This is a genomic window from Fulvivirga lutea (genome assembly GCF_017068455.1).
GTDB lineage: Bacteria > Bacteroidota > Bacteroidia > Cytophagales > Cyclobacteriaceae > Fulvivirga > Fulvivirga lutea.
Map to the genome: position 1 here is coordinate 759,032 of NZ_CP070608.1, position 22,595 is coordinate 781,626.

23 protein-coding genes are annotated in these 22,595 nt (G+C 37.3%); 13 read left to right on the forward strand and 10 right to left on the reverse strand.

What is annotated here, in order from left to right; translation table 11 throughout:
• Window positions 1-87 precede the first annotated feature (87 nt).
• Complete coding sequence (locus JR347_RS03610) at window positions 88-297, forward strand: hypothetical protein (protein WP_205722686.1); 210 nt, start codon at window positions 88-90, stop codon at window positions 295-297.
• On the opposite strand, the gene JR347_RS03615 is transcribed toward JR347_RS03610, so the two are convergent.
• Window positions 294-1,319 carry an RluA family pseudouridine synthase gene (locus JR347_RS03615; RefSeq protein WP_205722687.1) on the reverse strand — a complete coding sequence of 342 codons (1,026 nt, stop codon included), beginning with the start codon at window positions 1,317-1,319 and terminating at the stop codon, window positions 294-296. The two genes, JR347_RS03610 and JR347_RS03615, sit on opposite strands and share 4 nt — an antisense overlap.
• 91 nt (window positions 1,320-1,410) lie before the next feature.
• Between JR347_RS03615 and JR347_RS03620 the strand changes: the two genes are divergently transcribed.
• On the forward strand, window positions 1,411-1,980 hold the full coding sequence (locus JR347_RS03620) for a hypothetical protein (RefSeq protein ID WP_205722688.1): 570 nt from the start codon (window positions 1,411-1,413) through the stop codon (window positions 1,978-1,980).
• A 7-nt stretch (window positions 1,981-1,987) separates the two neighbouring features.
• Here JR347_RS03620 and JR347_RS03625 read toward each other — a convergent pair whose 3' ends face one another.
• Both JR347_RS03625 and JR347_RS03630 read right to left on the reverse strand, forming a co-directional pair.
• On the reverse strand, window positions 1,988-4,342 hold the full coding sequence (locus tag JR347_RS03625) for an ABC transporter permease (RefSeq protein WP_205722689.1): 2,355 nt from the start codon (window positions 4,340-4,342) through the stop codon (window positions 1,988-1,990).
• Between the two features lie 71 nt (window positions 4,343-4,413).
• Window positions 4,414-6,861: a zinc-dependent metalloprotease gene (locus JR347_RS03630; RefSeq protein ID WP_205722690.1), complete on the reverse strand. Its 2,448-nt coding sequence runs from the start codon at window positions 6,859-6,861 to the stop codon at window positions 4,414-4,416.
• Window positions 6,862-6,990: 129 nt separating this feature from the next.
• Between JR347_RS03630 and JR347_RS03635 the strand changes: the two genes are divergently transcribed.
• From JR347_RS03635 to JR347_RS03645, 3 genes are read left to right on the forward strand one after another with little or no spacing between them, the layout of a single operon-like run.
• Window positions 6,991-7,593 (forward strand): RNA polymerase sigma factor, encoded by a 603-nt coding sequence (locus JR347_RS03635; RefSeq protein WP_205722691.1) that lies wholly within the window; start codon window positions 6,991-6,993, stop codon window positions 7,591-7,593.
• Window positions 7,593-7,883 (forward strand): hypothetical protein, encoded by a 291-nt coding sequence (locus JR347_RS03640; protein WP_205722692.1) that lies wholly within the window; start codon window positions 7,593-7,595, stop codon window positions 7,881-7,883. The genes JR347_RS03635 and JR347_RS03640 overlap by 1 nt, the downstream gene beginning before the upstream one ends.
• Window positions 7,870-8,553 carry an energy transducer TonB gene (locus JR347_RS03645; RefSeq protein ID WP_205722693.1) on the forward strand — a complete coding sequence of 228 codons (684 nt, stop codon included), beginning with the start codon at window positions 7,870-7,872 and terminating at the stop codon, window positions 8,551-8,553. Before JR347_RS03640 ends, JR347_RS03645 begins: the two co-directional genes overlap by 14 nt.
• A 27-nt stretch (window positions 8,554-8,580) precedes the next feature.
• Here the strand turns inward: JR347_RS03645 and JR347_RS03650 are convergent, their stop codons facing one another.
• From JR347_RS03650 to JR347_RS03660, 3 genes are read right to left on the reverse strand one after another with little or no spacing between them, the layout of a single operon-like run.
• On the reverse strand, window positions 8,581-9,003 hold the full coding sequence (locus tag JR347_RS03650; RefSeq protein WP_205722694.1) for a DUF6265 family protein: 423 nt from the start codon (window positions 9,001-9,003) through the stop codon (window positions 8,581-8,583).
• A 55-nt stretch (window positions 9,004-9,058) separates the two neighbouring features.
• The gene (locus JR347_RS03655) at window positions 9,059-9,862 is read right to left on the reverse strand and encodes a helix-turn-helix domain-containing protein (RefSeq protein ID WP_205722695.1); all 804 of its coding nucleotides are present in this window, start codon (window positions 9,860-9,862) and stop codon (window positions 9,059-9,061) included.
• Window positions 9,863-9,866: 4 nt separating this feature from the next.
• Window positions 9,867-11,243, reverse strand: a complete 1,377-nt coding sequence (locus JR347_RS03660) for a TIGR00341 family protein (RefSeq protein WP_205722696.1) — start codon at window positions 11,241-11,243, stop codon at window positions 9,867-9,869.
• A 140-nt stretch (window positions 11,244-11,383) separates the two neighbouring features.
• On the opposite strand from JR347_RS03660, the gene JR347_RS03665 reads away from it, so the two are divergent.
• The 5 genes from JR347_RS03665 (at window position 11,384) to JR347_RS03685 (ending at window position 15,114) form a co-directional block, all read left to right on the forward strand.
• Entirely contained in the window at window positions 11,384-11,962 is a 579-nt protein-coding gene (locus JR347_RS03665) for a toxin-antitoxin system YwqK family antitoxin (protein ID WP_205723833.1), read from the forward strand.
• Window positions 11,963-12,096: 134 nt separating this feature from the next.
• Window positions 12,097-12,525 carry an Hsp20/alpha crystallin family protein gene (locus JR347_RS03670; RefSeq protein ID WP_205722697.1) on the forward strand — a complete coding sequence of 143 codons (429 nt, stop codon included), beginning with the start codon at window positions 12,097-12,099 and terminating at the stop codon, window positions 12,523-12,525.
• 157 nt (window positions 12,526-12,682) lie between these two features.
• A complete protein-coding gene (locus JR347_RS03675; RefSeq protein ID WP_205722698.1) occupies window positions 12,683-14,170 on the forward strand; it encodes a Do family serine endopeptidase in 1,488 nt (495 codons plus the stop codon).
• Window positions 14,171-14,275: 105 nt separating this feature from the next.
• Window positions 14,276-14,458 carry a hypothetical protein gene (locus tag JR347_RS03680; protein WP_205722699.1) on the forward strand — a complete coding sequence of 61 codons (183 nt, stop codon included), beginning with the start codon at window positions 14,276-14,278 and terminating at the stop codon, window positions 14,456-14,458.
• A 128-nt stretch (window positions 14,459-14,586) separates the two neighbouring features.
• Entirely contained in the window at window positions 14,587-15,114 is a 528-nt protein-coding gene (locus JR347_RS03685; protein ID WP_205722700.1) for a DsrE family protein, read from the forward strand.
• On the opposite strand, the gene JR347_RS03690 is transcribed toward JR347_RS03685, so the two are convergent.
• The 4 genes from JR347_RS03690 to JR347_RS03705 are packed head-to-tail and all read right to left on the reverse strand — an operon-like array spanning window position 15,103 to window position 17,721.
• A complete protein-coding gene (locus JR347_RS03690) occupies window positions 15,103-16,257 on the reverse strand; it encodes a glycosyltransferase family 4 protein (RefSeq protein ID WP_205722701.1) in 1,155 nt (384 codons plus the stop codon). The two genes, JR347_RS03685 and JR347_RS03690, sit on opposite strands and share 12 nt — an antisense overlap.
• Window positions 16,254-16,907: an endonuclease III gene (gene nth, locus JR347_RS03695; RefSeq protein WP_205722702.1), complete on the reverse strand. Its 654-nt coding sequence runs from the start codon at window positions 16,905-16,907 to the stop codon at window positions 16,254-16,256. Before nth ends, JR347_RS03690 begins: the two co-directional genes overlap by 4 nt.
• A gap of 3 nt (window positions 16,908-16,910) precedes the next feature.
• Window positions 16,911-17,147 (reverse strand): hypothetical protein, encoded by a 237-nt coding sequence (locus JR347_RS03700; RefSeq protein ID WP_205722703.1) that lies wholly within the window; start codon window positions 17,145-17,147, stop codon window positions 16,911-16,913.
• The gene (locus tag JR347_RS03705; protein WP_205722704.1) at window positions 17,122-17,721 is read right to left on the reverse strand and encodes an RNA polymerase sigma factor; all 600 of its coding nucleotides are present in this window, start codon (window positions 17,719-17,721) and stop codon (window positions 17,122-17,124) included. Before JR347_RS03705 ends, JR347_RS03700 begins: the two co-directional genes overlap by 26 nt.
• Window positions 17,722-18,001: 280 nt before the next feature.
• Between JR347_RS03705 and JR347_RS03710 the strand changes: the two genes are divergently transcribed.
• From JR347_RS03710 to gdhA, 3 genes are all read left to right on the forward strand, one after another.
• The gene (locus JR347_RS03710) at window positions 18,002-18,298 is read left to right on the forward strand and encodes a hypothetical protein (protein WP_205722705.1); all 297 of its coding nucleotides are present in this window, start codon (window positions 18,002-18,004) and stop codon (window positions 18,296-18,298) included.
• Window positions 18,299-18,345: 47 nt separating this feature from the next.
• Window positions 18,346-21,162 (forward strand): excinuclease ABC subunit UvrA, encoded by a 2,817-nt coding sequence (gene uvrA, locus JR347_RS03715; protein ID WP_205722706.1) that lies wholly within the window; start codon window positions 18,346-18,348, stop codon window positions 21,160-21,162.
• A 65-nt stretch (window positions 21,163-21,227) separates the two neighbouring features.
• A complete protein-coding gene (gene gdhA, locus JR347_RS03720) occupies window positions 21,228-22,577 on the forward strand; it encodes an NADP-specific glutamate dehydrogenase (RefSeq protein ID WP_205722707.1) in 1,350 nt (449 codons plus the stop codon).
• Window positions 22,578-22,595 lie beyond the last annotated feature (18 nt).

A 22,595-nucleotide genomic window follows, 5' to 3' on the forward strand; every position in this document is an offset into this window, starting at 1 on the left:
TTTTTACGTAGTTAAACTACTGATTTTCAGGGGTTGATATGTGAAGTTGATGTTTCTAACTTACATTAGGAATTAACCACTACCTCAATGAAAGACCAGACAAAAAAACAAGCAATCATTCATTCGCTCCAAGAAATGGATGATAAAAATGCCGATAAGGTTATTCGATTCATTAATAACCTGTTCTTTGATAGCTTCAAAAATGCAACACGGCAGAAGCTCAAAGAAAAGGCGATGCGTCAAATACAAAAAGCATTACAAAAGCATGCTGCTGAGGCATCCTTACGAAGAGCTTAGTTGTATTGCACATAATGCTCCCACTTTTCGATTACTTCGGTAAAATCCTGAGGTAATTCACTATCGAATTGCATGGTTTTTTTAGTAACAGGGTGAATAAAACCTAATGATTTAGCGTGCAGTGCTTGTCTGGGAATAATTTTAAAACAGTTATCCACAAAGCTTTTATATTTTGAAAACTGTGTTCCCTTCAACAATTTATCACCACCGTAAGTGGCATCATTAAATAAAGGATGCCCTAAATGCTTCATGTGAGCTCTTATCTGGTGAGTTCTACCCGTTTCTAAATTGCATTTTATGAGAGATACATATCTCAAATCTTTGAGTATTTCATAATGTGTAATGGCATGCCTACCAATTTCCGGATCTTCATAAGCAACTGTTACTCGCCTGTCTTTTAAACTTCTGCCCAGATTTATATCAATGGTGCCTTTTTCTTCTTTAGGAACCCCCCACACTAAAGCATAATAAGTTCTTTCAATACTGTGATCAAAAAACTGTTTGGCAAGACCGTTCATAGCTGTTTCGGTTTTAGCTATTACCAAAAGCCCAGAAGTATCTTTGTCTATTCGATGTACCAAGCCGGGGCGACCTTCATTGCCTTGCATTTCAGGAAGGTTTTGAAAATGATACGTTAAAGCATTTACCAATGTGCCCGACCAGTTTTGATAAGCTGGATGTACAACCATTCCCGCTTCCTTATTCACTACTAGTAAGTGCTCATCTTCGTAAACAATATTAAGTGGTATATTTTCCGGCACAACATCCGTATCGCGTGGCGGCTCAGGCATTGAAACCGTAATTACATCGGCAGGCTTTACCTTGTAATTAGATTTTACTTTTTCTCCATTCACCTCTACAAAACCATCTGCAATACCTGATTGTATTTTGCTGCGCGTTGAATTGGCGATGCGATCCATTAAGAATTTATCTATTCTCAATGGTGCTTGTCCGGGATCTGCTACAATACGATGATGTTCAAAGAGGTCGTCATTTTCCTCTTCAAATGCCTGATTTTCCATGAAGCAAAAGTACGATTAAAAATTAACGTATTATTGTCGACAAATTTTGAAAACCGTAACTGTGTTAATTGAGCTCATTTAATAATTGATCATGAAACAAATTTTATTAATAACATTAGCATTGTCTTTAACAAATTGCTCTAGTGACGATGAAGAAGTAATAATTCAAGAAGAATCAGGATTGACTGTTTCAGTTGACGATAAGGAAATTATATATGTAGACAATGTAATTGCAGGACTTAGAAACAGTACAATTACTGATGGCAATGTATTATTTATAAATGCAAACAACGAAAATGGTGAAGCATTCGAGCTTCAAATTCATAATTGGCTGCATAACGGAGCTACTGAAAATGCAATCTTAAACGGACGATACTATTTTACTTTAGAAAATTCTGAGCTAAATGGGAATTGTATAGATGACCCTAGCTACTTTGAACCGAAGTGTCGCTTTGGTCTTGGAGGAATTGTTCAAACACCATACTTTATAAGTGCCTCATTGGGTAAAATGGGTTATCTTGATATTCTAATGGATACCATAAACAGAACTGTTACATATGATCTAAATGCTGAGGCAGGGTTTCAAGAAAGACCTGGGTCAGATACAACAATAGTTAAACTTCGTTCGATTTATGAGCTTTCATACATAATTGATAAATAGCAAAAGGCTACTCACTCCTTAAACATTTGGCTGGATTAACATTAGCCGCTTTAACAGCTTGAGAACCCACAGCAATCCATGCGATAATGATAGAAACGAACGCGGCAAGTATAAATAGCCAGTAGCTTAGTTCTATTCTAAAAGCAAAACGCTCTAGCCACATTCCTATTAGGTAATAACTGATTGGTAATGCTATAGCAATCGCTAGTAAAACGAGCTTTGTAAAATCGCCTGAGAGTAACAGAATAATGTTTGTAGCACTGGAACCCAATGCCTTTCGAATTCCAATTTCTTTGATTCTGCGTTCGGCAGTAAAGGCAGCTAAACCAAACAACCCCAAGCAAGAGATCAAAATGGCCAACACAGCAAAATACTGTGATAAGGTTGCCACTCTTTGTTCTGCGGCATATTGCCTTTGAAATCGTTCATCCAAAAACTGGTAATCAAATGTAAAACCAGGATTATATGCCGCATAAAAGTCATTAATAGCTTCAAGTGTTTCACTTTCTTTTCCAGACTCAATTCTGGCCATAATGTTCCATGTGTTTTCAGGATTTAACATAAAAAAGGCAGGTTCTACTTCGCTATGTAACGATTGGTAATGAAAATCTTTAACCACTCCAATAATCTCCATGGTGTTATCTCCCCATAATTTTATTGTTTGACCTATCGGATTCTCAAAACCCATAATTTCAATTGCCTTCTCGTTAAAAATGATTTTCGTACTATCTGCTCCAAAATCTTTAGAAAAAGACCTTCCTTCTAACATTTCCATCTGCATAGTTTCAATAAAATCATAGCCAACTCTCATATTCTCAAATAGAATCAAGTCGTCAGGATTTTTTCCTTCCCAATCAAGGCCACTTGTATTATTCTGTCTGCCGATCATACTATGGCCTATGGGCGATGCATTCACCACACCGGGTACTTTTTTCAATTCACTAATAAAGGTTTCTTTATTGTCGGCCACTTTTCCTTCAATTCCAAAGTAAATGATGTTGTCGTTATTGTAACCAAGGCTTTTATTCTGAACAAATTGAATTTGCTTGTAGATAACTATTACAGAAACAATTAAGATCACAGATAATGTAAATTGAAAGACAACCAGTCCTTTACGTGCCCACAACTCACCCAAGGAACCTTTCAGTTCACCTTTTAGAATACGAACTGTATTAAATCCACTCAGATAAAGTGCAGGATAGCTGCCTGCCAAAACCCCAGTAAAAAATAAAACTGCAAATAGTGATGCTAACAGTTTCGCATCAAATTCTAATACAATCTGCTTGCCTGTAATTTCATTGAATTGAGGAAGTAATAGCCATATTAGAAAGATAGATAAGGCCAGAGAGAAAAAGGTAATTAAAATAGACTCTGATAAATATTGCATTACAAGTCCACCTTTTTTTGCCCCAACTGCTTTTTTTATACCTACTTCCTTCATTCTGCGCGAAGCCCGGGCTGTTGATAAATTCATAAAATTGATGCAGGCGATAACCAAAATGAAAACGGCAACAAGTGAGAATAGCCTTACATATTCTATTCTCCCGCCATCGGGCTGTGCATTTTTATAACGCCCATTTAAATAGAGGTCTGAGTATTGGTGCAAGAAGAGAGTAACATTTGAGCTTTCATTTCTTTCCTTTACAAAACCGGCAATTTTTTGTGAAACATCCTCAGCATTAGCACCCTCCACTAGTGTAACAAAAGTACTTGGCCCATTATTGCCCCATTGCGTTACCCAATTATTATCATCTTTAAACTTTTCAAAGGATAGTACAAAATCGAACTGATAGGAGCTATGCCTTGGAGTTCCCTCATAAACACCTGAAACTACAAACTCTTCTTCATGTTCGAATTCTACTACTCTACCAACAACATTCTCAGCAGTCTCAAATAATTGTTCAGCCAACGACTCAGAAATTACGATGTTCTTTTTGTCCATAAGTACCTGATCGGCATCACCATGTTTTAGGCCATAGGAAAAAAGGTTAAAAAACTCTGGGCCAACATAAAAGCCATCAGCCTTCACACTATGTTCGCCAATAGAAAGAGTATTGCTGGTTATCCAGGTTGTAGTTGCAGCATGCTCAATTTCAGGTATTTCCTCCTTTAGCGTTTCTGCCAGTAACCCCGGGGTGGACCAGGTTGTCATCACATGATCAGCATATTGCTGATGCTCCATAACGCGAAATAAACGTTCATTCTTGGCATGAAACTGATCCATTTGCAGCTCATCGATCACCCAAAGGTAGATGAGGAGTGTACAAACTAACCCTGCGGTTAGGCCTATCAGGTTAATTAAAAATGAGCTTTTGAAGCGTTTAAACGAACGTAATGTGAGAAGTAAGTTGTGTTTGAACATGACCTTTTTAACTGGTTAGGTTCTAAAGACCGTCAAACACAACTAAAGGTTGTATGTGTTACGAATTAATTTTATCTGCACATCATATCCATACCTATTGGAGAACCATCCGGAGGAGTTAATTCACCTTCAGTTTCATACTTTTTAGGGTCTTCCCAGAATTGCTTAATTCGTGTAGACCCTCTGTAAAAATGTGCCTTTTGCTCAAATGATTGAGTATCTGCATTAGCCGTCAAATACTTATTAAGTTCGAACAATGCTTGTCCAACGATTGCCTTAACCTGTTCACTTGCGCTTTTATGCGCATGCAATTCAAATAACTTAGTTAATAATACCTGCTCAACCGCACGGCTTACCTCGCCATCAAGCGCATTGGTATTTTTTGTTTTCCAGGTTTTAGAAATTACTTCATTAAGCACGAATTCTAATGATGGTTGTGATTTATCTCGTGAATGATATTCCACTAACCTTTGCGCCCTTGCTGTATTAAAAATCAAGTTAAATGTCATAGAAGCTGAAGTTTCTGCGGCAGCTATAGGGTCGAAAGTCAATTCAGTTCTTAAGTCCACCAACTCTCTGCTTCTGTAATAACCATTTGGTCGTGGAGGTATCATTTTAATTATTGATTCAGGCAGTGTGAGTACTTCCGAGCTTGTTGATTTCAACAATGCATCCAATGCTGCTTTTTGCTTTTCAGCGGGAACGAATTCAGTAGTGAATTGACCATCGCCTCTCATGGCATATCGATAGTTTAAGCCGCCAATAAGTTTAACCGCAGCCTCAACCTGGTATCTATGTAAGTAATAAATCGGAACCAACACTTCTTCCAGGCTAGCAAAGGGCTCACCCATTTTAATGTTGTTTTCTCCAAAGTTTGAAATAGCGATTTTTCTAACATTTAATAGGTGTAAAAGCTCTTCTTCTAGTGATTTCCCATTGTCCCAAAGGTGAGCAAAAGGGTGAGCACTTCCGTGTGGTCGCGCATCCTGATCAGTGAGAAATGTCAATCCATCTTTAAATGACTGCTGAATAATTTTTTCTAATTCGGCATCTACATCAGCACCTTTCGGAAAATCCTGATAACCATAGGCGATAGAAACTTTATCCCATGCCCCTATTCCATCATCATAAGCCTCGGATAAGTCGATCTTTCCATCCTTTATTTTGATTAATGGATGTGGATAATCCATCACGGATGCTCGGCCTTCCGTACTTGAAGTATAGCTATGTGAAATGCCTAATGTATGACCTACTTCATGAGCCGCAAGCTGTCTTAATCGTGCCAAAGCCATTTTCTCCATTTCATCAGAAACAGGCTGGCCTTCCAAATAAGGTGCAAGTAAGCCTTCAGCAATTAAATAATCTTGCCTAACGCGTAATGAACCAAGTAAAACATGGCCCTTAATAATTTCTCCAGTCCTTGGATCTGTAACTCCGCCACCATACGACCAACCTCTTGTTGAACGATGCACCCAGTTGATCATGTTGTAACGCACATCCATTGGGTCTGCATCTTTCGGTAGCAACTTTACCTGAAAGGCGTCTTTGTAACCGGCTGCTTCAAAAGCCTGATTCCACCATGCTGCTCCTTCCATTAATGCAGATCTAACAGGTTCTGGTGTACCTCTATCCATATAATATATAATAGGTTCAACTGCCTCGCTTACTTCAGCCTCAGGGTTTTTCTTTTTCAAACGGTGACGAGTAATCAATCTCTGGTGAATATCTTCACTTATTGGAGTAGCATAATCAAAATAGGAGAGCTCCCAGAAACCAGATCTAGGGTCAAATTTCCTTGTTTCAAAACCATCATCTGGTAGTTCAACAAAAGAATGATGCTGCCTTACAGTAATATTAGAATTAGTGGGGGCAACGGTAGGCAAATGTTTACCTGTTGCTTTACCTGTAAAAGTTAGCGTAACCTCAAATTCAGAGTTTTTTGGGAAATTTTTAGTGCGCTCTAAATACATGGCGGACATAGAGCTGTTTACTGAATAACTGCCCTCGCCATTAGATTTCAATCTCCCAGAAACATTGTGCGCGTCATCCAGTAGAAAATCGGATAGGTCAATTAACACTTTGTTTTTATCTTCAGCTTCTACCTTAAAGCCCCACAACACAGATTGGGCAAATGCATCTTCCACAGACTTACGTTCGTCTTCATTTTCACTTTTGGCTAAGTAGCTATAGTTGGGTTGTAGCATTAAAATTTTAGGCCCCCTACGAATGAATTTTACCACTCGCTCTCTACCCATCTGGTTACGATCTAACCCAATATCATTCGAACCAATGCCGGCTGCCAAAGATTGCACATATAAAAACTCCTGATCCAGCTTATCAATTTCAAGAAATACTTTATCCGTTCTTGAATCATAATAGTAGTTAAAAAAGCCTTCATACTTCTTCATTCCCTCCGTTTTGGAAGAGATACCATCCGAGTTTTTATTGGCCTTGTTTATGGAATTTGAGTAAGCTGCGCATCCTAGGAATAGGAATAGTAAGAGATAAATTTTCTTCATTTTTTGATTATTGAATTGATGGATTTAAAAATACTACAAATCATTTAGCTGCCAATAACATATTTGATGATCGGAAATGGGAATATAAAAATGTAAATTAATTGTGACCTTTTGAATGTGGAGGATTATATGGATAAGACCATCACCTTAGGAACTGTGAGCGATGCCAATTACATGTCTGAGCAGGAATTAGCGAATGAGCAAGATTTGATTGCCCGAGCTAAAAGAGATGCTGAGGCCTTTGGCGAGGTTTATAATCGATACTTTGAACGGATATTTAACTTCATTCTACGAAGAACCGATGATGAGGCAATTTCTGATGATTTAACATCTCAGACATTTTTGAAAGCCATGCAAAGTTTGAAAAGGTATGAGTATAGAGGCGTGCCATTTTCTGCCTGGCTATACCGTATAGCTCATAATGAAGTGAATAAATATTATAATAAACAAAAGCGCAAAAAAGTATTTAGTCTGGAGCAAGAACAACTATTTGAGTTTATTCAGCCAGAGGAGGAAGCAGCTTTTGATGAAGAAAAATTGGCTGAATTGATGGAAGTGTTAAAGGAGTTGCCAACTGAGGCTGTGGAGGTATTGGAATTACGGTTTTTTGAAGAAAAGAACTTTAAAGAAATAAGTTATATCTTGAATATTGGTGAAAGTGGAGCTAAGATGAGGCTATACCGAGCCATTGATAAGCTAAAAGAGCGTTTTAAAATTAAGTATAACGACTGATGGGCAGACATGATATCAGATTGAGACGACAACGCATGACTTCAAGAAGAATTGAAGGGTATAAAGACTATGCGAGTCTGATGGAGCGTCATAAATCCAGCAGATTAAAGAGATTGATAAAATTTATTTTCTTGTTACTGTTCTTCACCGCATTGAGTGTTTTTGCTTATTACGCGTTAAGCAAAATCGAAGAACAAAATAAAGAGCCTGAGAAACAAGCTCAGGCATTGTCCCGGCCGGGTGTTTTTAATGATGAATTATTAAACACCTATAACTATGGAAAAACGTAAAAACCCTGAAAAGGAACTGCGTAACAAGCAAGGCCTTTTCTTCAACATGGGCTTGTTAATAGCCCTGACGCTCTGTGTTGCCGCCTTTGAATATGAGGTGGAAGAGAAAATTGTGCACGTACCTGAATTGGAGGTAGATAAAGTTGACATTTATTTACCTCCTATTACAGAACATAAAATACCAGAACCTCCAAAACCTAAATTGAAGATGCCAGATCCCACTAGGGTTAAGGCTGCACCTCCAGATCCTAAAGATTTTGAGCCTTTATTAGAGCCAAAAAAGGATGAAAGTCCTACTGATTTGTTAGGTGAACCTCGGTATTTAGAAGATATACCTGAAGATGATTTGCCTGAGGTTCCTTTTGATTGGGTGGAAGAAATGCCTAAACCCAAAGGAGGGTATGAAGCATTTTATCAGTTTATAAGCAAACATTTAAAATACCCTGCTTTGGCAAGAAGAATGGGAATTTCCGGTAAAATAAGCGCTCAGTTTGTAGTAGATGAAAAGGGTAATTTGATAGATATACAAATTCTAAAAGGGATTGGAGCTGGCTGTGATGAAGAGGTATTGAGGTTGTTGGAAAAAGCTCCAAAGTGGAACCCGGGAAAACAACGGGGAGTACCAGTTAAGGTAAAAACTATTTTGCCAATAGAGTTTAGGCTAGATTGACTAAAAAATAGGGCTTGATTTCAAGCCCTATTTTTTTCTTTTAAACTCAAAAGGAATCTTTTTCTCACCATCAGAGATGATCACGGACAATGATTCATTCTTTAGTATGTATTCAATTTGCTTTGGAAAATCATGCTCTGGGTTTTGGCAAATAAAATGGCCGGGTTCAATGAGGGTCATTTTAAAATGGGTTGGTTCGGAGTTGTGAGATACATCTGCCACATAAAACCAATCATCCTTTATTTTTTTGATGGCCAACTTTTCCAATACAGTGGTATCACCGTTTTGAACACTATAAACCTTCCCTCTTAATTCAGCTGGTTCTAGCACCCACTCTTCGATTGAACCGTTTTTTTGATTCACCCACTGGCCTTCGAGCCAGCTAAATTCTTTTTGAGCCTGACAGCCAAACGCCATAAATATCAGCGCAATAACAAGTATTAGTTTCATAATCTTTTTATTACAAATATGAATTGCAGCTATCACCTAAGATTGTATAAATGCGTCAATTTCGTTTCAAAAAGAAATTCGCTAAGGTATTATCATCAAATCCATAAGAGGAAGGCTTCTCTCCTGTAAATTTTCTAAATTCTTTAATAAAATGGGCTTGATCATAATACCCTGAATTAACGGCTACCTGACACCAAGAAGAGTCACCTTCTTGCATCAGCTTAAAAATATTATTAAAACGAATAATTCGAGCAAAGTACTTAGGAGGAAGACCAATCACATCGATGAATTTTCGCTCTAAGCTTCTTCTACTCATAGCCGATTGTTCAATGAGCTCTTCAATTTTAATCTGACCTCTTGAATCTATAATTTTCTGAACGGAGTTAATAAATAGCCCATCTTCTTTGAAATTAGTAGTTAGCTGCATGAAGAATTGTTCCAGCTTTTTATGATCAAAATGGCTTGTTGAAAGAGCCTGTATTACATCTTTTAAAGCATTTAATTGGATGGAGTTAACTTCAGAAGCAGGTACAACACGGTCGGTAAAATCACTCATATTTAATCCGAAGAGTAGCTTGGGTGTCCATGGCTGAAGCTTAATGCCCAGCATATTAATTACACCCTGATTTCGTAAATAGAAATGATTACTTATCTGCCCTGAAAAAAGCCATTTATCTTGCAATTCCCACTTTTCAAACAGTTTTATTTCATAGTTATCACCAAAATGAAAGATCAACTCAGGGTAGCCATCAGGCACAACTTTCTGCTCGAATGAATCTTGGCCATCACCAATAACTACCCAAAAATTTGCTACATATTTTTTTAGGGAAGAATGGGGTGTGTACTCCTTAAATATCATTGAGCTATTGAATCACTACAATAAGGCTATCGGCCTTTGTTCTAACATTTAGCCAGTCCCTTATTTTTTTCTGGTCACTTCGATACGGTATTTTTTTAAAATCCAGAACGGCATAACAAAGAGTATCCTGGTCGTTGTTAATCATGTCACCCATAGAAATATTCTCTAATGTGGGGTATTGAATTTCTAGTTCTGCTTTAATATCAGCCACTGGGTAGACTTTCGATTGAAACTTACGAATTTGATTTTCAAGAATAATAATTTTGTCATCCTTTGATTTAATGATCTCTTCATTCTTTTCATAGATATCCTTCAATAAATCAACTTTAAGGGCTTCGCTCATTTTTTCAAATTCTGCTTTTTCCACAGCATCGGTTTCTTCTTTGTAGCCCTGCCTTATTTTGAGCTCTGCACCAGCCAGGTTAAAATGAGCTAAATCTTTTTCTATATCGGCAATCTCTTCTTCAGAAAGTGGCCTTCCATAAAGCGTAACATCTATAGTTGCCTTATTATTATCAAAAGAGAAGTTTTCGCTAATTACCTGAGTATCATCAAAATGAAATTCAGTATTCACAAAATTTCTGGCATTCTGCTCAAAGATGGTTTTTCTCACCAAGTTGTAAGCCAAATAAATACTCGGTACCGCAGTAATAAAAACGAATATCCAGATGAGCGTTTTAACACGTCTTTCAGTTACCTCGCTTTCATAGTGTTTTCTAGGGTACTTTAAGAAACGCACTATCACAAATGTTGAAACGCTTATGAATACACTATTAATAAAGAAAAGATAAAATGCTCCGGCAAAGTAGTACCAGTTGCCATTGGCTAGTCCGTAACCTGCGGTACACAATGGCGGCATAAGTGCCGTTGCTATAGCCACACCCGGTATGGCATTCGATTTTTCTCTCCTTGAGCCGGCCACAATACCTGAAAGTCCACCGAACAGAGCAATTAACACATCCCACAAAGTCGGTTGAGTTCTAGCCAGTAATTCTGACTGTGCCTCATGCAATGGCGTAATGAAAAAGTAAAGTGCTGATGTAAGCACACTTATTAGTACCGCAACCCCAAGGTTTTTAAAAGCCTTTTTAATCAACTCAAAATCGTTAATTGCTGCGCCCATGCCAACACCCATGATTGGGCCCATTAAGGGGGAAATAAGCATGGCGCCTATAACAACGGCTGCTGAGTTCACGTTGAGGCCAATCGATGCAATGAATATAGCGAAGATTAAAATCCAGAGGTTGGTGCCTTTAAATTCAACTCCCTTCTTTATCTCCTGAATGGTAATTTCATCACGTTCCTTCCCTTCACTGAGATTAAATAACTCTTTTAAATAATTTTTAAGAGATACTAATAAACGTACGCCTGAATTTGACATGCTCTATAGTTTGACGATTAAAAATATATAATTCAGACGTTAGAATGTAGAAAAGTCACGAATTCCTAAAAAATGGAATAATACAAAATCATTAGTTTTGCAGGCGAACAAAATTTTAGACAAAATTAATTGCTAGAGTTATGAAGAGATTAAGTTTAGTTGTATTTGCTTTTTATTTTATTGCTTGTAATCAACCCCAAGAAATGAGCGATGTCTCTGCCATGGGTCTTGCTGAATTACCTGCAAATGCTACCAAAGAACCGTATGAAAGCAACCCAGACTTGGTAAAAGTTACTTATACTGATCCTGATGGAATTGTAAATACAGGTGATTATCTTCTTGGTGAACGTACTGGTACATGGACGGAATTTCACCCGAACGGGCTGGTCAAATCTGTTACAGGTTATGTTGCTGGCATAAAACAAGGTAGCTACACAGAAATTGATGATCGCGGTCAGTTAACTATTGCAGCAAACTATCATAGTGGCCAGCTTCATGGTGAATGGATAAAATATAATAGAGCGCGAGTGAAAGAGGAAAAAAACTATGTAAATGGAAAATTGGAAGGAATTTCTAAAATGTTTTATGATACAGGCGCGATAATGGAGGAAGGCAATTATGCCAACGGTGTTCGAGATGGCGTTTCTAAATGGTATGACCAAGAAGGTAATGTTACTATTGAGTATGAATATAGTAATGGAGAATTGGTGAATAAATAAGACAATCTGTCCGAATTTTACGTATTTACAGGCCAACTTATGACAAGTTGGCCTTTTTTGAGCCCAAAATTTGAGTGGCATTTCATTTGAAGCCGATAAAGTGAATTAATTAAAACCATTAAAAAGGAGGAATTATGACACTTATTAGAAGATCAAATGATTTATTTCCGACATTCTTTGATGATTTCTTCGGAAGAGACTGGTTTATGAGTAACGATCAAAATACAACTAACACAATGCCTGCAGTTAACATTGCAGAAAATGCGGATAACTACTTAGTTGAAATGGTAGCTCCAGGCATGAATAAGAAAGATTTTAAAATAGAGCTTGATAATCAGTTACTGACCATCTCTTATGAGAAAGAAGATTCTAACGAGAATAAGGATGTAAATTATTCGAAAAGAGAATTTTACTATCAATCATTCAAAAGATCATTTACACTGCCTCAAACGGTAGAAAGTGATAAAATAAAAGCCAAATATGACAACGGCCTTTTAATGATTCAAATTCCTAAAAAGGAAGAGGCTAAACAAAAGGCTTCCAGATTGATAAGTATTTCTTAAGGTTAAATTAACAATGTATGCCGATGGCATTCTGCTATCGGCATTTTTATTAAAAAATGTTAAAAAAGTTAACGCCCGCTATTATTGGGCGTATTTCAGATTTAAATGGCGTGCTTTTTGAAAGACGTTCATTATGTACAACAAAAAAGGTCAAATTATGAATAGTAAGAATTTTGGGTCGCTGGTTTTAGCGGCAATTATGGGTAGTGCTATTACGGTGGGTTCATATCAAATTATGAATCCGAATGATGCTGTTCAAATAGAGCATGTAAACAGCACGCCAGCTATACAAGCAAAATACAATACTGATACAAAGGTAGTTGAAGTACCAGCAAATTTTACTGATGCTGCAGAAAAGGTAATGGATGCCGTAGTTCACATCAGATCAACTCAAAACGCGAGACAAAGTGCTAGAGGAAACGAGTATAATCAAATACCAGAACAATTCAGAGATTTTTTCGGACCATTCTTTAGAGATGATCGTGGTTACAGACAAGGTCCTAGAGTAGGTTCAGGTTCAGGAGTGATTATTAGCAAAGAGGGTTATATTGTTACCAATAATCATGTAATTGATAATGCGGATGATTTAGAAGTGACACTGCATAATAATAAGAGTTTCAAGGCAACTGTAATTGGAACAGATCCTACCACAGATTTAGCGCTCATTAAAATTGATGATGAAAGCTTGCCATTTCTGGCGCTTACAAACTCAGATGAAGCTAAAGTAGGTGAATGGGTTCTTGCTGTAGGTAATCCATTTAATTTAAATAGTACAGTTACTGCAGGGATTATAAGTGCAAAAGGTAGAAACATAGGTATTATCGGTGACAGCACTTCGATAGAATCATTCATACAGACTGATGCAGCTGTTAATCCTGGAAATAGCGGAGGGGCGTTAGTGAATTTAAATGGCGACTTAGTGGGTATTAACACAGCTATTGCCAGTCCAACGAGGGCATATTCTGGTTACTCTTTTGCGGTGCCATCGAATATCGTAAGCAAAGTAGTGGAAGATTTAATTACCTATGGAGCAGTACAAAGAGGTTGGTTAGGTATAACTATCCAAAATGTAAATAGTGCTCTTGCTAAACAAAACGATTTGGATGTAAACGTAGGTGCTTTTGTAGCCGGTTTTGCAGAAGAAAGTGGAGCTAAAAAAGCAGGTATCAAAGAAGGTGACGTAATAGTTGCCGTGGATGGAAGAGAAATTGTAACTACTTCAAACCTAATTGGTTATGTAGGAAGTAAGCGACCAGGCGATAAAGTGAATTTGAAGGTTAATCGTGCAGGTAAAGAGATGAACTTTGATGTGGTTCTAAAAAATAGAGAAGGGAATACCAAGATTGTGCGTGAGGAGAAAAGTGAATTACTTCTTTCACTAGGCATTGATCTTGAAGATTTATCGAATAAAGAGTTAAAGGAGCTCGATATAGACGCAGGAGTGAAAGTAAAGTCTATTAGAGCTGGAAAAGTGAGCCGTTTTACGGATATGCGAGAAGGCTTTATAATCACAAAAATTGATGGTAATTCGGTTTCTTCTAAAGACGAGGTAGTATCTATATTAAGTAGCAAAGAAGGTGGAATTTTGATCGAAGGAATTTACGATAAGAACTCTGAAACTTTCTATTACGGATTAGGTATGTAAAGTAATGAGAGTGTAAAATTTTAAAGAATTTTCATACTCATAATAAAAAAATTCGTATACTTAAAGACGACAAGATCTTTGAATTAATTTTGATAAGTAAAGCCTATGAAAAGACTCTTTAAGAAAGGTGAGCGGGTGAGAAATGTGCGAGACGGAAAAGTGATGGAAGTGTTAAAGTACATTAAAGACAAGAGCTCCTATGTAGTGGAATGTGCCTGGTTCGATTTAGAGAAAAAGGAAGTCAGGACACTAAAATTAAAACAAGATAAACTTTTAAAAGCGAGTTAAAAAGAGCCTCTCGAATCAATCGAGGGGCTTTTTTAATGTCCATAAATATATCAGGAGTAGTTATTGATTAAGGCAACTATATTTATTTAATCACATTTATTAAATTGAGTTGAAAATCCTAATCCAAAATGAAATATCTAACCCTCCTACTCTTTTTAATAAGCTCTGAACTACTAGCCCAAGAAAGACAAAACCCAATAATTTCTCCTTATGGAGGAATATATGATATACCAGAGGCAGCGGTTAAAGCGGATCCCAATATTGATTATAAGATTGTAATTGATATTGTGACCGAAAATGAAAACCCAGAAGAATTTAATTGGTCATTGAATAATGTAGCCAGGCTTCTCAATTTACATGTTGTTTCTGGCGCTGACCCAAAGAAGATAAATGTGGTTTTGGCAATACATGGTGGAGCGACCTATGCAATTGCGAAAGATTCTATTTACAAAAAGAAATACGGAGTAAATAATCCAAACAATCAACTAATTAAGGCGTTGAAAGATGCTGGGGTATTACTTACTGTGTGTGGGCAATCATTGATTTCGAGAAAAATTAGTGTTGATGAAGTAAATGAAAATGTTGAAATAGCAACTTCAATGCTCACAACTGTTACAACCTGTCAGCTTAAGGGATATGCCTATTTAAAATTTTAAAATAGTATCTAGTCTAGAAAGTTGATTTTTTGGAGTAAACTTTTCTGCTAGTGCTAGAGAATTTTCTTTCACTTTTATCAGTCTCGACTGCTCAAAATAGGGCGTCAGTTTTTCTACCAACTCTTCTGGTTTTTCAGGATGATAGTAAACACCCACATCGTGCTTTTCTACCAAAGATTTTAGCCAACCCTGAAAGTTGATGACAATCATTTTACCGCTGGCCAAGCCGTCAAAAAATTTGTTTGGGCTACCGGTGCCAAGTACGGGCACATTTTTAAAGGAAATGTAAATAGCATCAGTTATTGATAGAATAGAAGCCACTCCTTTCTTATCAGTTTGGTCTAAGAAGGTGATGTTTTTCAGTCCTTTATTTATAGCTATTATCTTAATTTTATTGAATTGTGCACCGCCACCAGCTACCACAATGTGAACATTCTCACTCGTAAGTTTTTCAGCAAAGCTGATCAGGTATTCGAGTTGGTTCGCCAACCCAACTGTACCCAGGTAAGAAATAACAAATTTGTTTTCAAGGTGAGATAATGACTCATTTACTTCGGCATTTTTAAATAAATCAATGTCTGCAAAATTTGTAATCACTTCGATAGTACAATTGGGGCATTTAGATTGAATGTAATCTTTAATGTCTGGTGACAACGCTACAATAGATTTCGCCTTCGAATAAAAAGACATTTCCCAGTTTCGCGTGATCCATTTAAGTAATGGATTATTAATTACACCTAATTGTATCGGTGCTTCTGGCCATAAATCCCCCACCTCAAAAATATATGGAGTGCCAAACCTTTTAAGTGCTCTGGTGGCAATAAAGCCAGTGGTAAGTGGAGTAGTAATTACATAGTTTAAATCGAATGGCTGGAGCTTTTTAATTAACCGATTCGCTTTCCACACAAAAATGAAAAATGCATGTATTCTACTTAAAAAGCTCAAATGGTTTTCATAATATACCGGCAGGTAATGAACATCATAACCTAAAGATTTATCAACAGAGTAAGCCCGATTATTTCTTGCAGTAATTACCGTAACGGTATGTCCTTTACTCTTTAAATAATTGGCAATGTAATAAGAGCGTATAGCACCACCTGTTTCAGGCGTCTTAAAGTATTGATGAATTAGGCAAATTTTCATGCCTTAGTCCCAAAATTCTTCTCGAAATACTTACAATACTGGCTGATTTTGCAATCCATACACTTTGGTTTTCTGGCCAGGCAAGTATACCTTCCGTGTAGAATTAACCAATGATGTGCTTTAGGTATAAATTCTTTTGGAATATGTTTAACTAATTGTTTTTCTACCTCCAAAGGAGTTTTTGCATTCTGATTTACAAGGCCAAGCCTTTTAGAAACTCTAAATACATGTGTATCTACTGCCATGGCAGGCTGATCGTAAATAACGGAAGCAATTACATTGGCAGTTTTTCTACCAACACCGGGCAGCTTCTGCAAGTCTTTAATATCTGAAGGCACCGTAGAATCAAATTCTTCTGTAAGCATTTTGGCCATGCCAATTAAATGCTTCGATTTGTTGTTAGGATAGGATACTGATTTAATGAGTGGAAAAACCTCATCGAAATGACTGGCAGCTAAATGCTCAGCGGTTGGAAATTTTTCGAAAAGTGCAGGCGTAATGGCATTTATTCTTTTATCTGTGCATTGGGCACTAAGAATCACTGCCACTAAAAGCTCGTACGGATTGTTGTAGTGCAACTCCGTTTCAGCCTCAGGTTGGTGCTCGTTAAAATATTCTATTAAATGTTCGTAGCGCTCTTTTCTTTGCATTTCCTATTTGTTGGAAAGCAAATTTAGAGATTTTGAATAATTGAGAATATTATTGGTTGCTTTGCTTGAAGGAGACTCAAGAACTGTATCTAAACGTTGCTTAACAACGCTAATTTCTTTGAATCTAGCTTCAAGCTCAGAATCACAAAGCAATGCTTTTTCTATCTCACTATTCTCTTCTTCTGTTGTTTCGTGATATGCGTACCTGATTAAATCATCTTGGGTAAAAGTTCTGATCATAGGCAATATTATATTGTTTCATTTTTTTCCTGAGATTAATCAGCGCGTATCTCATTCTGCCTAATGCCGTGTTTATACTTACCCCTGTTGACTCTGCAATATCCTGAAAACTCATATCCATGTAATGACGCATCACTAACACTTCTTTTTGAGCTTCAGGTAGTTCATTAATCAACTCCCTTAACTTAACATGGGTTTCCTTTCTAATTTGGGCAGATTCGAACGACCCCTCAGCAAACTCCATTGTATTAAACACCGGGCTACCATCTTCCATCACAATTGTGGGATAGCGCTTATCTTTTCTAAAGTTATCAATTGCCAGATTATGAGCAATTCTCAATATCCACGGCAAAAATTTACCTTCTTCATTATACCGACCCCCTTTGATCGTGCGAATAGCTTTGATAAATACCTCCTGTAACAGATCTTCTGCTACATATTTATCCTTTACAATTAAAAAAATGGTAGTAAAAACTCGGGACTTGTGCCTTTTGAGCAACTCTTCGAAAGCCTCTTCGCTACCGTTCTTGTAAAGTGATACCAACTGACTATCACTGATCTTATATTTCTCCATTAAGGTTTACAATTTAGTTAACGTAGAGGTCTATATCATATTGTTGCTCCCAGGGGTTTAATTGAAAAAAATATTAACACAAGGTCTCAAATGTAAAAAAATATAAATCGAACATGCAAAACATTTTGAAATTATTTTTGATTTAAAAAATTATTCACTTCATTAAAACTTATTCGAATATATTGCGTGTAATAGTCGCTTTATTTTATACATTGGCGCTGAAAATTTAATTAAACAAAACCCTTAAATACATTTAAACTACTTTCTATTATTTGATTTCATGGAAAAGAAACGAGTTATAAAAAGCCTTGAAAATTTAGATTCTGATCTAAAGGCATTGCTCAAAAAACATTATCCGGATGGCTTTGAAGGCCACCTAATGAGGTTACAGAATGCAAAAAACGAACCATTTTTTGTAGTTCCTCTAGAAACCTCCGATACCATGTATCTTGTGAAGATTGCTGTAACTAAAAACAGTGATGGAGAATATGATATTGACGAGGAGGAGAACGATATGGGAGACGATGATGACAACATGAGCAACCAGTCTTATGACGAGGATTTTGACGATGATTAAACCATCGTAGCAAAACGGATAATTGTCTTGTATCTTTGCCAAATTCTATGGCAAATACAGCAACCCTACCTAAAAATTTAGAAGCCCTCGACCCAAAAGAATTCATCATTGTTAAGGGTGCGAGGGTAAATAATTTAAAAAATATTAGCCTTGCTATCCCCAGAAATAAGCTGGTAGTAATTACAGGCTTATCAGGTTCTGGTAAATCTTCATTAGCATTCGACACACTTTTTGCAGAAGGGCAAAGGATGTATGTAGAAAGTCTAAGCTCTTATGCCAGGCAATTTCTCGGAAGGATGGAAAAACCGGAGGTGGATTACATCAAAGGCGTATCTCCTGCAATTGCTATTGAACAAAAAGTGAATACCAGAAACCCAAGGTCTACTGTAGGTACCACTACTGAAATATTCGATTATCTGAAGCTTTTATTTGCGAGAATTGGAAAGACTTATTCTCCAGTAAGTGGGAAAGAGGTTTCGAAAGACTCAGTTTCTGATGTGGTTAACTACATTAATTCCCACGCTGAGGGTACGAAAGTAATGGTTGCCTGTCCCTTAAAGCCGCATAATGATCGTTCTGCTGAAAAGGAATTACAAATACTATTAAGTAAAGGGTACACTAGAATTCTTATTAATGAAGAAGCGGTTTTCATTGAGGACTTTATCGAATCCAAAGAAAAGATAAAAAAGACTGATCAGGTTGAAATACTTATTGACAGGGCTGTTGTGAATCCTGATGATGAAGACACGACATTTCGACTATCAGACTCAGTTCAAACTGCGTTTTTTGAAGGAATTGGTGATTGTATCGTACATATTGTTGGTAAGGAAGTTCGTAGCTTTTCCGATAGGTTTGAAGAAGATGGAATTAAATTTGAGGAGCCATCAGTAAACTTTTTCAGTTTTAATAATCCGTATGGTGCTTGTAGAACGTGTGAAGGATTTGGCAATGTTTTAGGGATCGATCGAGATTTGGTTATTCCTGACAAAAGCCTTTCGGTTTATGAAGGAGCCATAGCACCATGGCGCAGTGAAACCATGAAAAAATGGTTAACTCCATTGCTGAAAGACGGTATTCGATTTGACTTCCCAATTCACCGTTCTTACCATGAGCTTACTGAGGCAGAAAAAGAATTATTATGGCAAGGTAATGAGTATTTTAAAGGACTCAATGCCTTTTTTAAACATCTTGAAAGTAAAACCCATAAGATTCAATATAGAGTTCTTCTTTCCAGATACAGGGGTAGAACAGTTTGCCCCGATTGCCGTGGCACCCGGTTGCGCAAAGACGCCAGCTATGTAAAAATTGATGGCAAGTCAATAACAGACTTGGTGTTAATGCCAATCGACAAATCGGCCATATTTTTTGAAAACTTAGAGTTGGATGAACACAGTTTCAAAGTATCTAAACGACTTCTTAAGGAAATCAGGCACAGACTGGAGTTTATACAGAAAGTAGGGCTTGGCTATCTCACTTTAAATCGAATGACATCTACCCTTTCTGGAGGGGAATTTCAGCGAATTAAGTTGGCAACCTCTTTGGGTAGTGCGTTAGTAGGTTCAATGTATATTCTGGACGAACCAAGTATTGGTTTACATCCAAGAGATACAGAAAGACTTGTTAGCGTGCTTAAGACATTAAGAGATTTAGGTAACACAGTTATTGTTGTTGAGCATGAGGAGGATGTTATGCGATCAGCAGATCAGATAATTGATATAGGACCAGATGCGGGAGTACATGGCGGAGAGTTGATTTTTCAGGGTAATTTGCAAGAACTTGATACAGGCACTGGCTATACTTCAGATTTTTTGACCGGTAAGGATAGAATTGAAGTGCCAACATCCAGAAGAAAATGGAAAGAAGATGCCATTAAAATAAGCGGAGCAACTGAAAACAATCTAAAGAATATAAATGTGAGCTTTCCATTGGGAATATTCACTGCTGTTACTGGTGTAAGTGGCTCTGGTAAATCAACACTTATAAAGAAAATACTATATCCTTCTGTAGGTAAAATATTAGGAACAGTTTCTGAGTCAACAGGCAAGTTTGATAAACTGGCAGGTGACTATGAAAAGATTACCCAAATAGAGTTTGTAGATCAAAACCCAATAGGTAAGTCATCAAGATCTAACCCGGTTACTTATGTGAAAGCCTATGATGCTATTCGTCAGCTATTCGCAGATTTACCATTGTCCAAGCAGAGAGGCTATAAGCCTGCGCACTTCTCATTTAATGTAGATGGCGGACGATGTGAAACATGCCAGGGTGAAGGAGTAGTGAAAATAGAAATGCAGTTTATGGCTGATATTTATTTGACATGCGAAAGCTGCAAGGGGAAACGGTTTAAGCAGGAGGTTTTGGACGTTGAATATCAAGGGAAAAATATTGCTGATGTTCTAGAATTAACCGTTGAAGAAAGCTTAGAGTTTTTTGAGGATAAAACAACCATCACGAATAAGCTTCAGCCACTGTTCGATGTGGGATTAGGCTACATCGGCTTGGGGCAGTCATCAAATAGCCTAAGTGGCGGTGAAGCGCAACGGGTGAAACTGGCCTTTTTTCTGGGAAAACATACAAGAGATAAGAAAGAACACATCCTTTTCATTTTTGATGAGCCAACAACAGGACTGCATTTTCATGACATTTCAAAGCTTTTAACATCTATGAATGCCTTGGTAGATCAGGGAAATTCTGTGGTAGTGATAGAGCATAATATGGAAGTTATTAAATCGGCAGATTGGGTTATAGATTTAGGGCCTGAAGGCGGTGAAAATGGAGGAAGTGTTACGTTTGAAGGAACACCTGAAGAAATGGTTAAGTTAACTGATAATTACACGGCCAAATTTCTTAAAGAGAAGCTTTGAGATTTGCCGTTTAAATCGTTTGCAATCCTATATTTCTAACTATATTTAGCAAAAAATTTAGTCGTATGTCCAATTTATTAAAATCTATTTTCGATAGAAATCCAAATGAACCGGAATTTCACCAGGCGGTAGATGAGGTTTATGAAACAGTAGAAGCAGTTCTTAAAAAGAACCCTAAATACCAAAAGGCGAAACTTTTTGAACGTATGACTGAGCCTGAAAGACTCATAAGTTTCAGGGTAACTTGGGTAGATGATAAAGGAGAGGTTCAGATAAATAAAGGTTATCGCGTTCAAATGAATAGTGCTATTGGACCTTACAAAGGAGGCTTGAGATTTCATCCTACTGTAACACCAAGTGTATTAAAATTTTTAGCATTTGAGCAGATATTTAAAAATGCACTTACAGGCTTGCCTATGGGCGGAGGTAAAGGAGGTTCTGATTTTGATCCTAAAGGAAAATCAGATGCGGAGATTATGCGTTTTTGTCAGGCCTTTATGACTGAATTATCAAGACACATTGGCCATAGATTGGATGTTCCTGCTGGCGATATTGGTGTTGGCGGAAGAGAAATAGGGTACATGTTTGGGCAATACAAAAAGATTCAAAACGAATTTACCGGAGTTCTTACTGGCAAAGGCCAGGGTTGGGGAGGAAGTTTGATCAGGCCTGAGGCTACTGGCTACGGATTGGTTTATTTTGCTCAAAATATGCTAGCTGAACAAAACGACAGCCTCAAAGGTAAAGTTTGTTTGATATCAGGGTCTGGAAACGTAGCACAATATGCCATGAAGAAGTTGTGTATACTAGGAGCAAAACCTGTAACATGTTCAGATTCTTCAGGCTACATATACGATGAAGATGGTATCACTCAAGAAAAAATTGAGTTTATCATGAAACTCAAAAATGAAAAGCGAGGCAGGATTTCTGAATATGCTAAGAAATTTAAATCAGCTAAGTATTTTGATACAGACAGAAAAGCAGATCATAATCCACTATGGGCTCATAAAGCAGATTGCGCTTTCCCTTGTGCTACTCAAAATGAGATCAATAAAAAAGATGCAGCTAACCTTATAAAGGCAGGAGTTAAGCTTTTGGCTGAAGGAGCAAATATGCCTACAATGTCTGATGCCATTGTTGAACTAATGAAAGGTGGAGTGAATTACGCACCTGGAAAGGCTTCCAATGCCGGTGGAGTTGGAACATCTGGTTTAGAGATGGTTCAAAATTACAGCGGTATTTATTGGACTCGAGAGGAGGTTGATTCCAAGCTAAAAGAGATTATGAAAGAAATTCATGATTCTTGTCTGAAAGCAGCCAAAGAATATGGAATGGAAGGCAATTATCAAGCTGGCGCTAACATTGCGGGTTTTGTAAAAGTAGCTGATGCCATGCTTGCGCAAGGTATCGTTTAAATAAGTTAAGAATATTTC

Bases quoted from the DNA above. Each gene is read 5' to 3' on its own strand.
- JR347_RS03610 (WP_205722686.1), top strand. From the start codon at position 88: ATGAAAGACCAGACAAAAAAACAAGCAATCATTCATTCGCTCCAAGAA.
- JR347_RS03685 (WP_205722700.1), top strand. From the start codon at position 14,587: ATGAAATATCTAACCCTCCTACTCTTTTTAATAAGCTCTGAACTACTA.
- JR347_RS03665 (WP_205723833.1), top strand. From the start codon at position 11,384: ATGAAGAGATTAAGTTTAGTTGTATTTGCTTTTTATTTTATTGCTTGT.
- nth (WP_205722702.1), bottom strand. From the start codon at position 16,907: ATGCAAAGAAAAGAGCGCTACGAACATTTAATAGAATATTTTAACGAG.
- JR347_RS03615 (WP_205722687.1), bottom strand. From the start codon at position 1,319: ATGGAAAATCAGGCATTTGAAGAGGAAAATGACGACCTCTTTGAACAT.
- JR347_RS03660 (WP_205722696.1), bottom strand. From the start codon at position 11,243: ATGTCAAATTCAGGCGTACGTTTATTAGTATCTCTTAAAAATTATTTA.
- JR347_RS03680 (WP_205722699.1), top strand. From the start codon at position 14,276: ATGAAAAGACTCTTTAAGAAAGGTGAGCGGGTGAGAAATGTGCGAGAC.
- JR347_RS03700 (WP_205722703.1), bottom strand. From the start codon at position 17,147: ATGATCAGAACTTTTACCCAAGATGATTTAATCAGGTACGCATATCAC.
- JR347_RS03690 (WP_205722701.1), bottom strand. From the start codon at position 16,257: ATGAAAATTTGCCTAATTCATCAATACTTTAAGACGCCTGAAACAGGT.
- JR347_RS03630 (WP_205722690.1), bottom strand. From the start codon at position 6,861: ATGAAGAAAATTTATCTCTTACTATTCCTATTCCTAGGATGCGCAGCT.
- JR347_RS03705 (WP_205722704.1), bottom strand. From the start codon at position 17,721: ATGGAGAAATATAAGATCAGTGATAGTCAGTTGGTATCACTTTACAAG.
- JR347_RS03645 (WP_205722693.1), top strand. From the start codon at position 7,870: ATGGAAAAACGTAAAAACCCTGAAAAGGAACTGCGTAACAAGCAAGGC.
- gdhA (WP_205722707.1), top strand. From the start codon at position 21,228: ATGTCCAATTTATTAAAATCTATTTTCGATAGAAATCCAAATGAACCG.
- JR347_RS03675 (WP_205722698.1), top strand. From the start codon at position 12,683: ATGAATAGTAAGAATTTTGGGTCGCTGGTTTTAGCGGCAATTATGGGT.
- JR347_RS03710 (WP_205722705.1), top strand. From the start codon at position 18,002: ATGGAAAAGAAACGAGTTATAAAAAGCCTTGAAAATTTAGATTCTGAT.
- JR347_RS03670 (WP_205722697.1), top strand. From the start codon at position 12,097: ATGACACTTATTAGAAGATCAAATGATTTATTTCCGACATTCTTTGAT.
- JR347_RS03655 (WP_205722695.1), bottom strand. From the start codon at position 9,862: ATGATATTTAAGGAGTACACACCCCATTCTTCCCTAAAAAAATATGTA.
- JR347_RS03620 (WP_205722688.1), top strand. From the start codon at position 1,411: ATGAAACAAATTTTATTAATAACATTAGCATTGTCTTTAACAAATTGC.
- JR347_RS03625 (WP_205722689.1), bottom strand. From the start codon at position 4,342: ATGTTCAAACACAACTTACTTCTCACATTACGTTCGTTTAAACGCTTC.
- JR347_RS03650 (WP_205722694.1), bottom strand. From the start codon at position 9,003: ATGAAACTAATACTTGTTATTGCGCTGATATTTATGGCGTTTGGCTGT.
- uvrA (WP_205722706.1), top strand. From the start codon at position 18,346: ATGGCAAATACAGCAACCCTACCTAAAAATTTAGAAGCCCTCGACCCA.
- JR347_RS03640 (WP_205722692.1), top strand. From the start codon at position 7,593: ATGGGCAGACATGATATCAGATTGAGACGACAACGCATGACTTCAAGA.
- JR347_RS03635 (WP_205722691.1), top strand. From the start codon at position 6,991: ATGGATAAGACCATCACCTTAGGAACTGTGAGCGATGCCAATTACATG.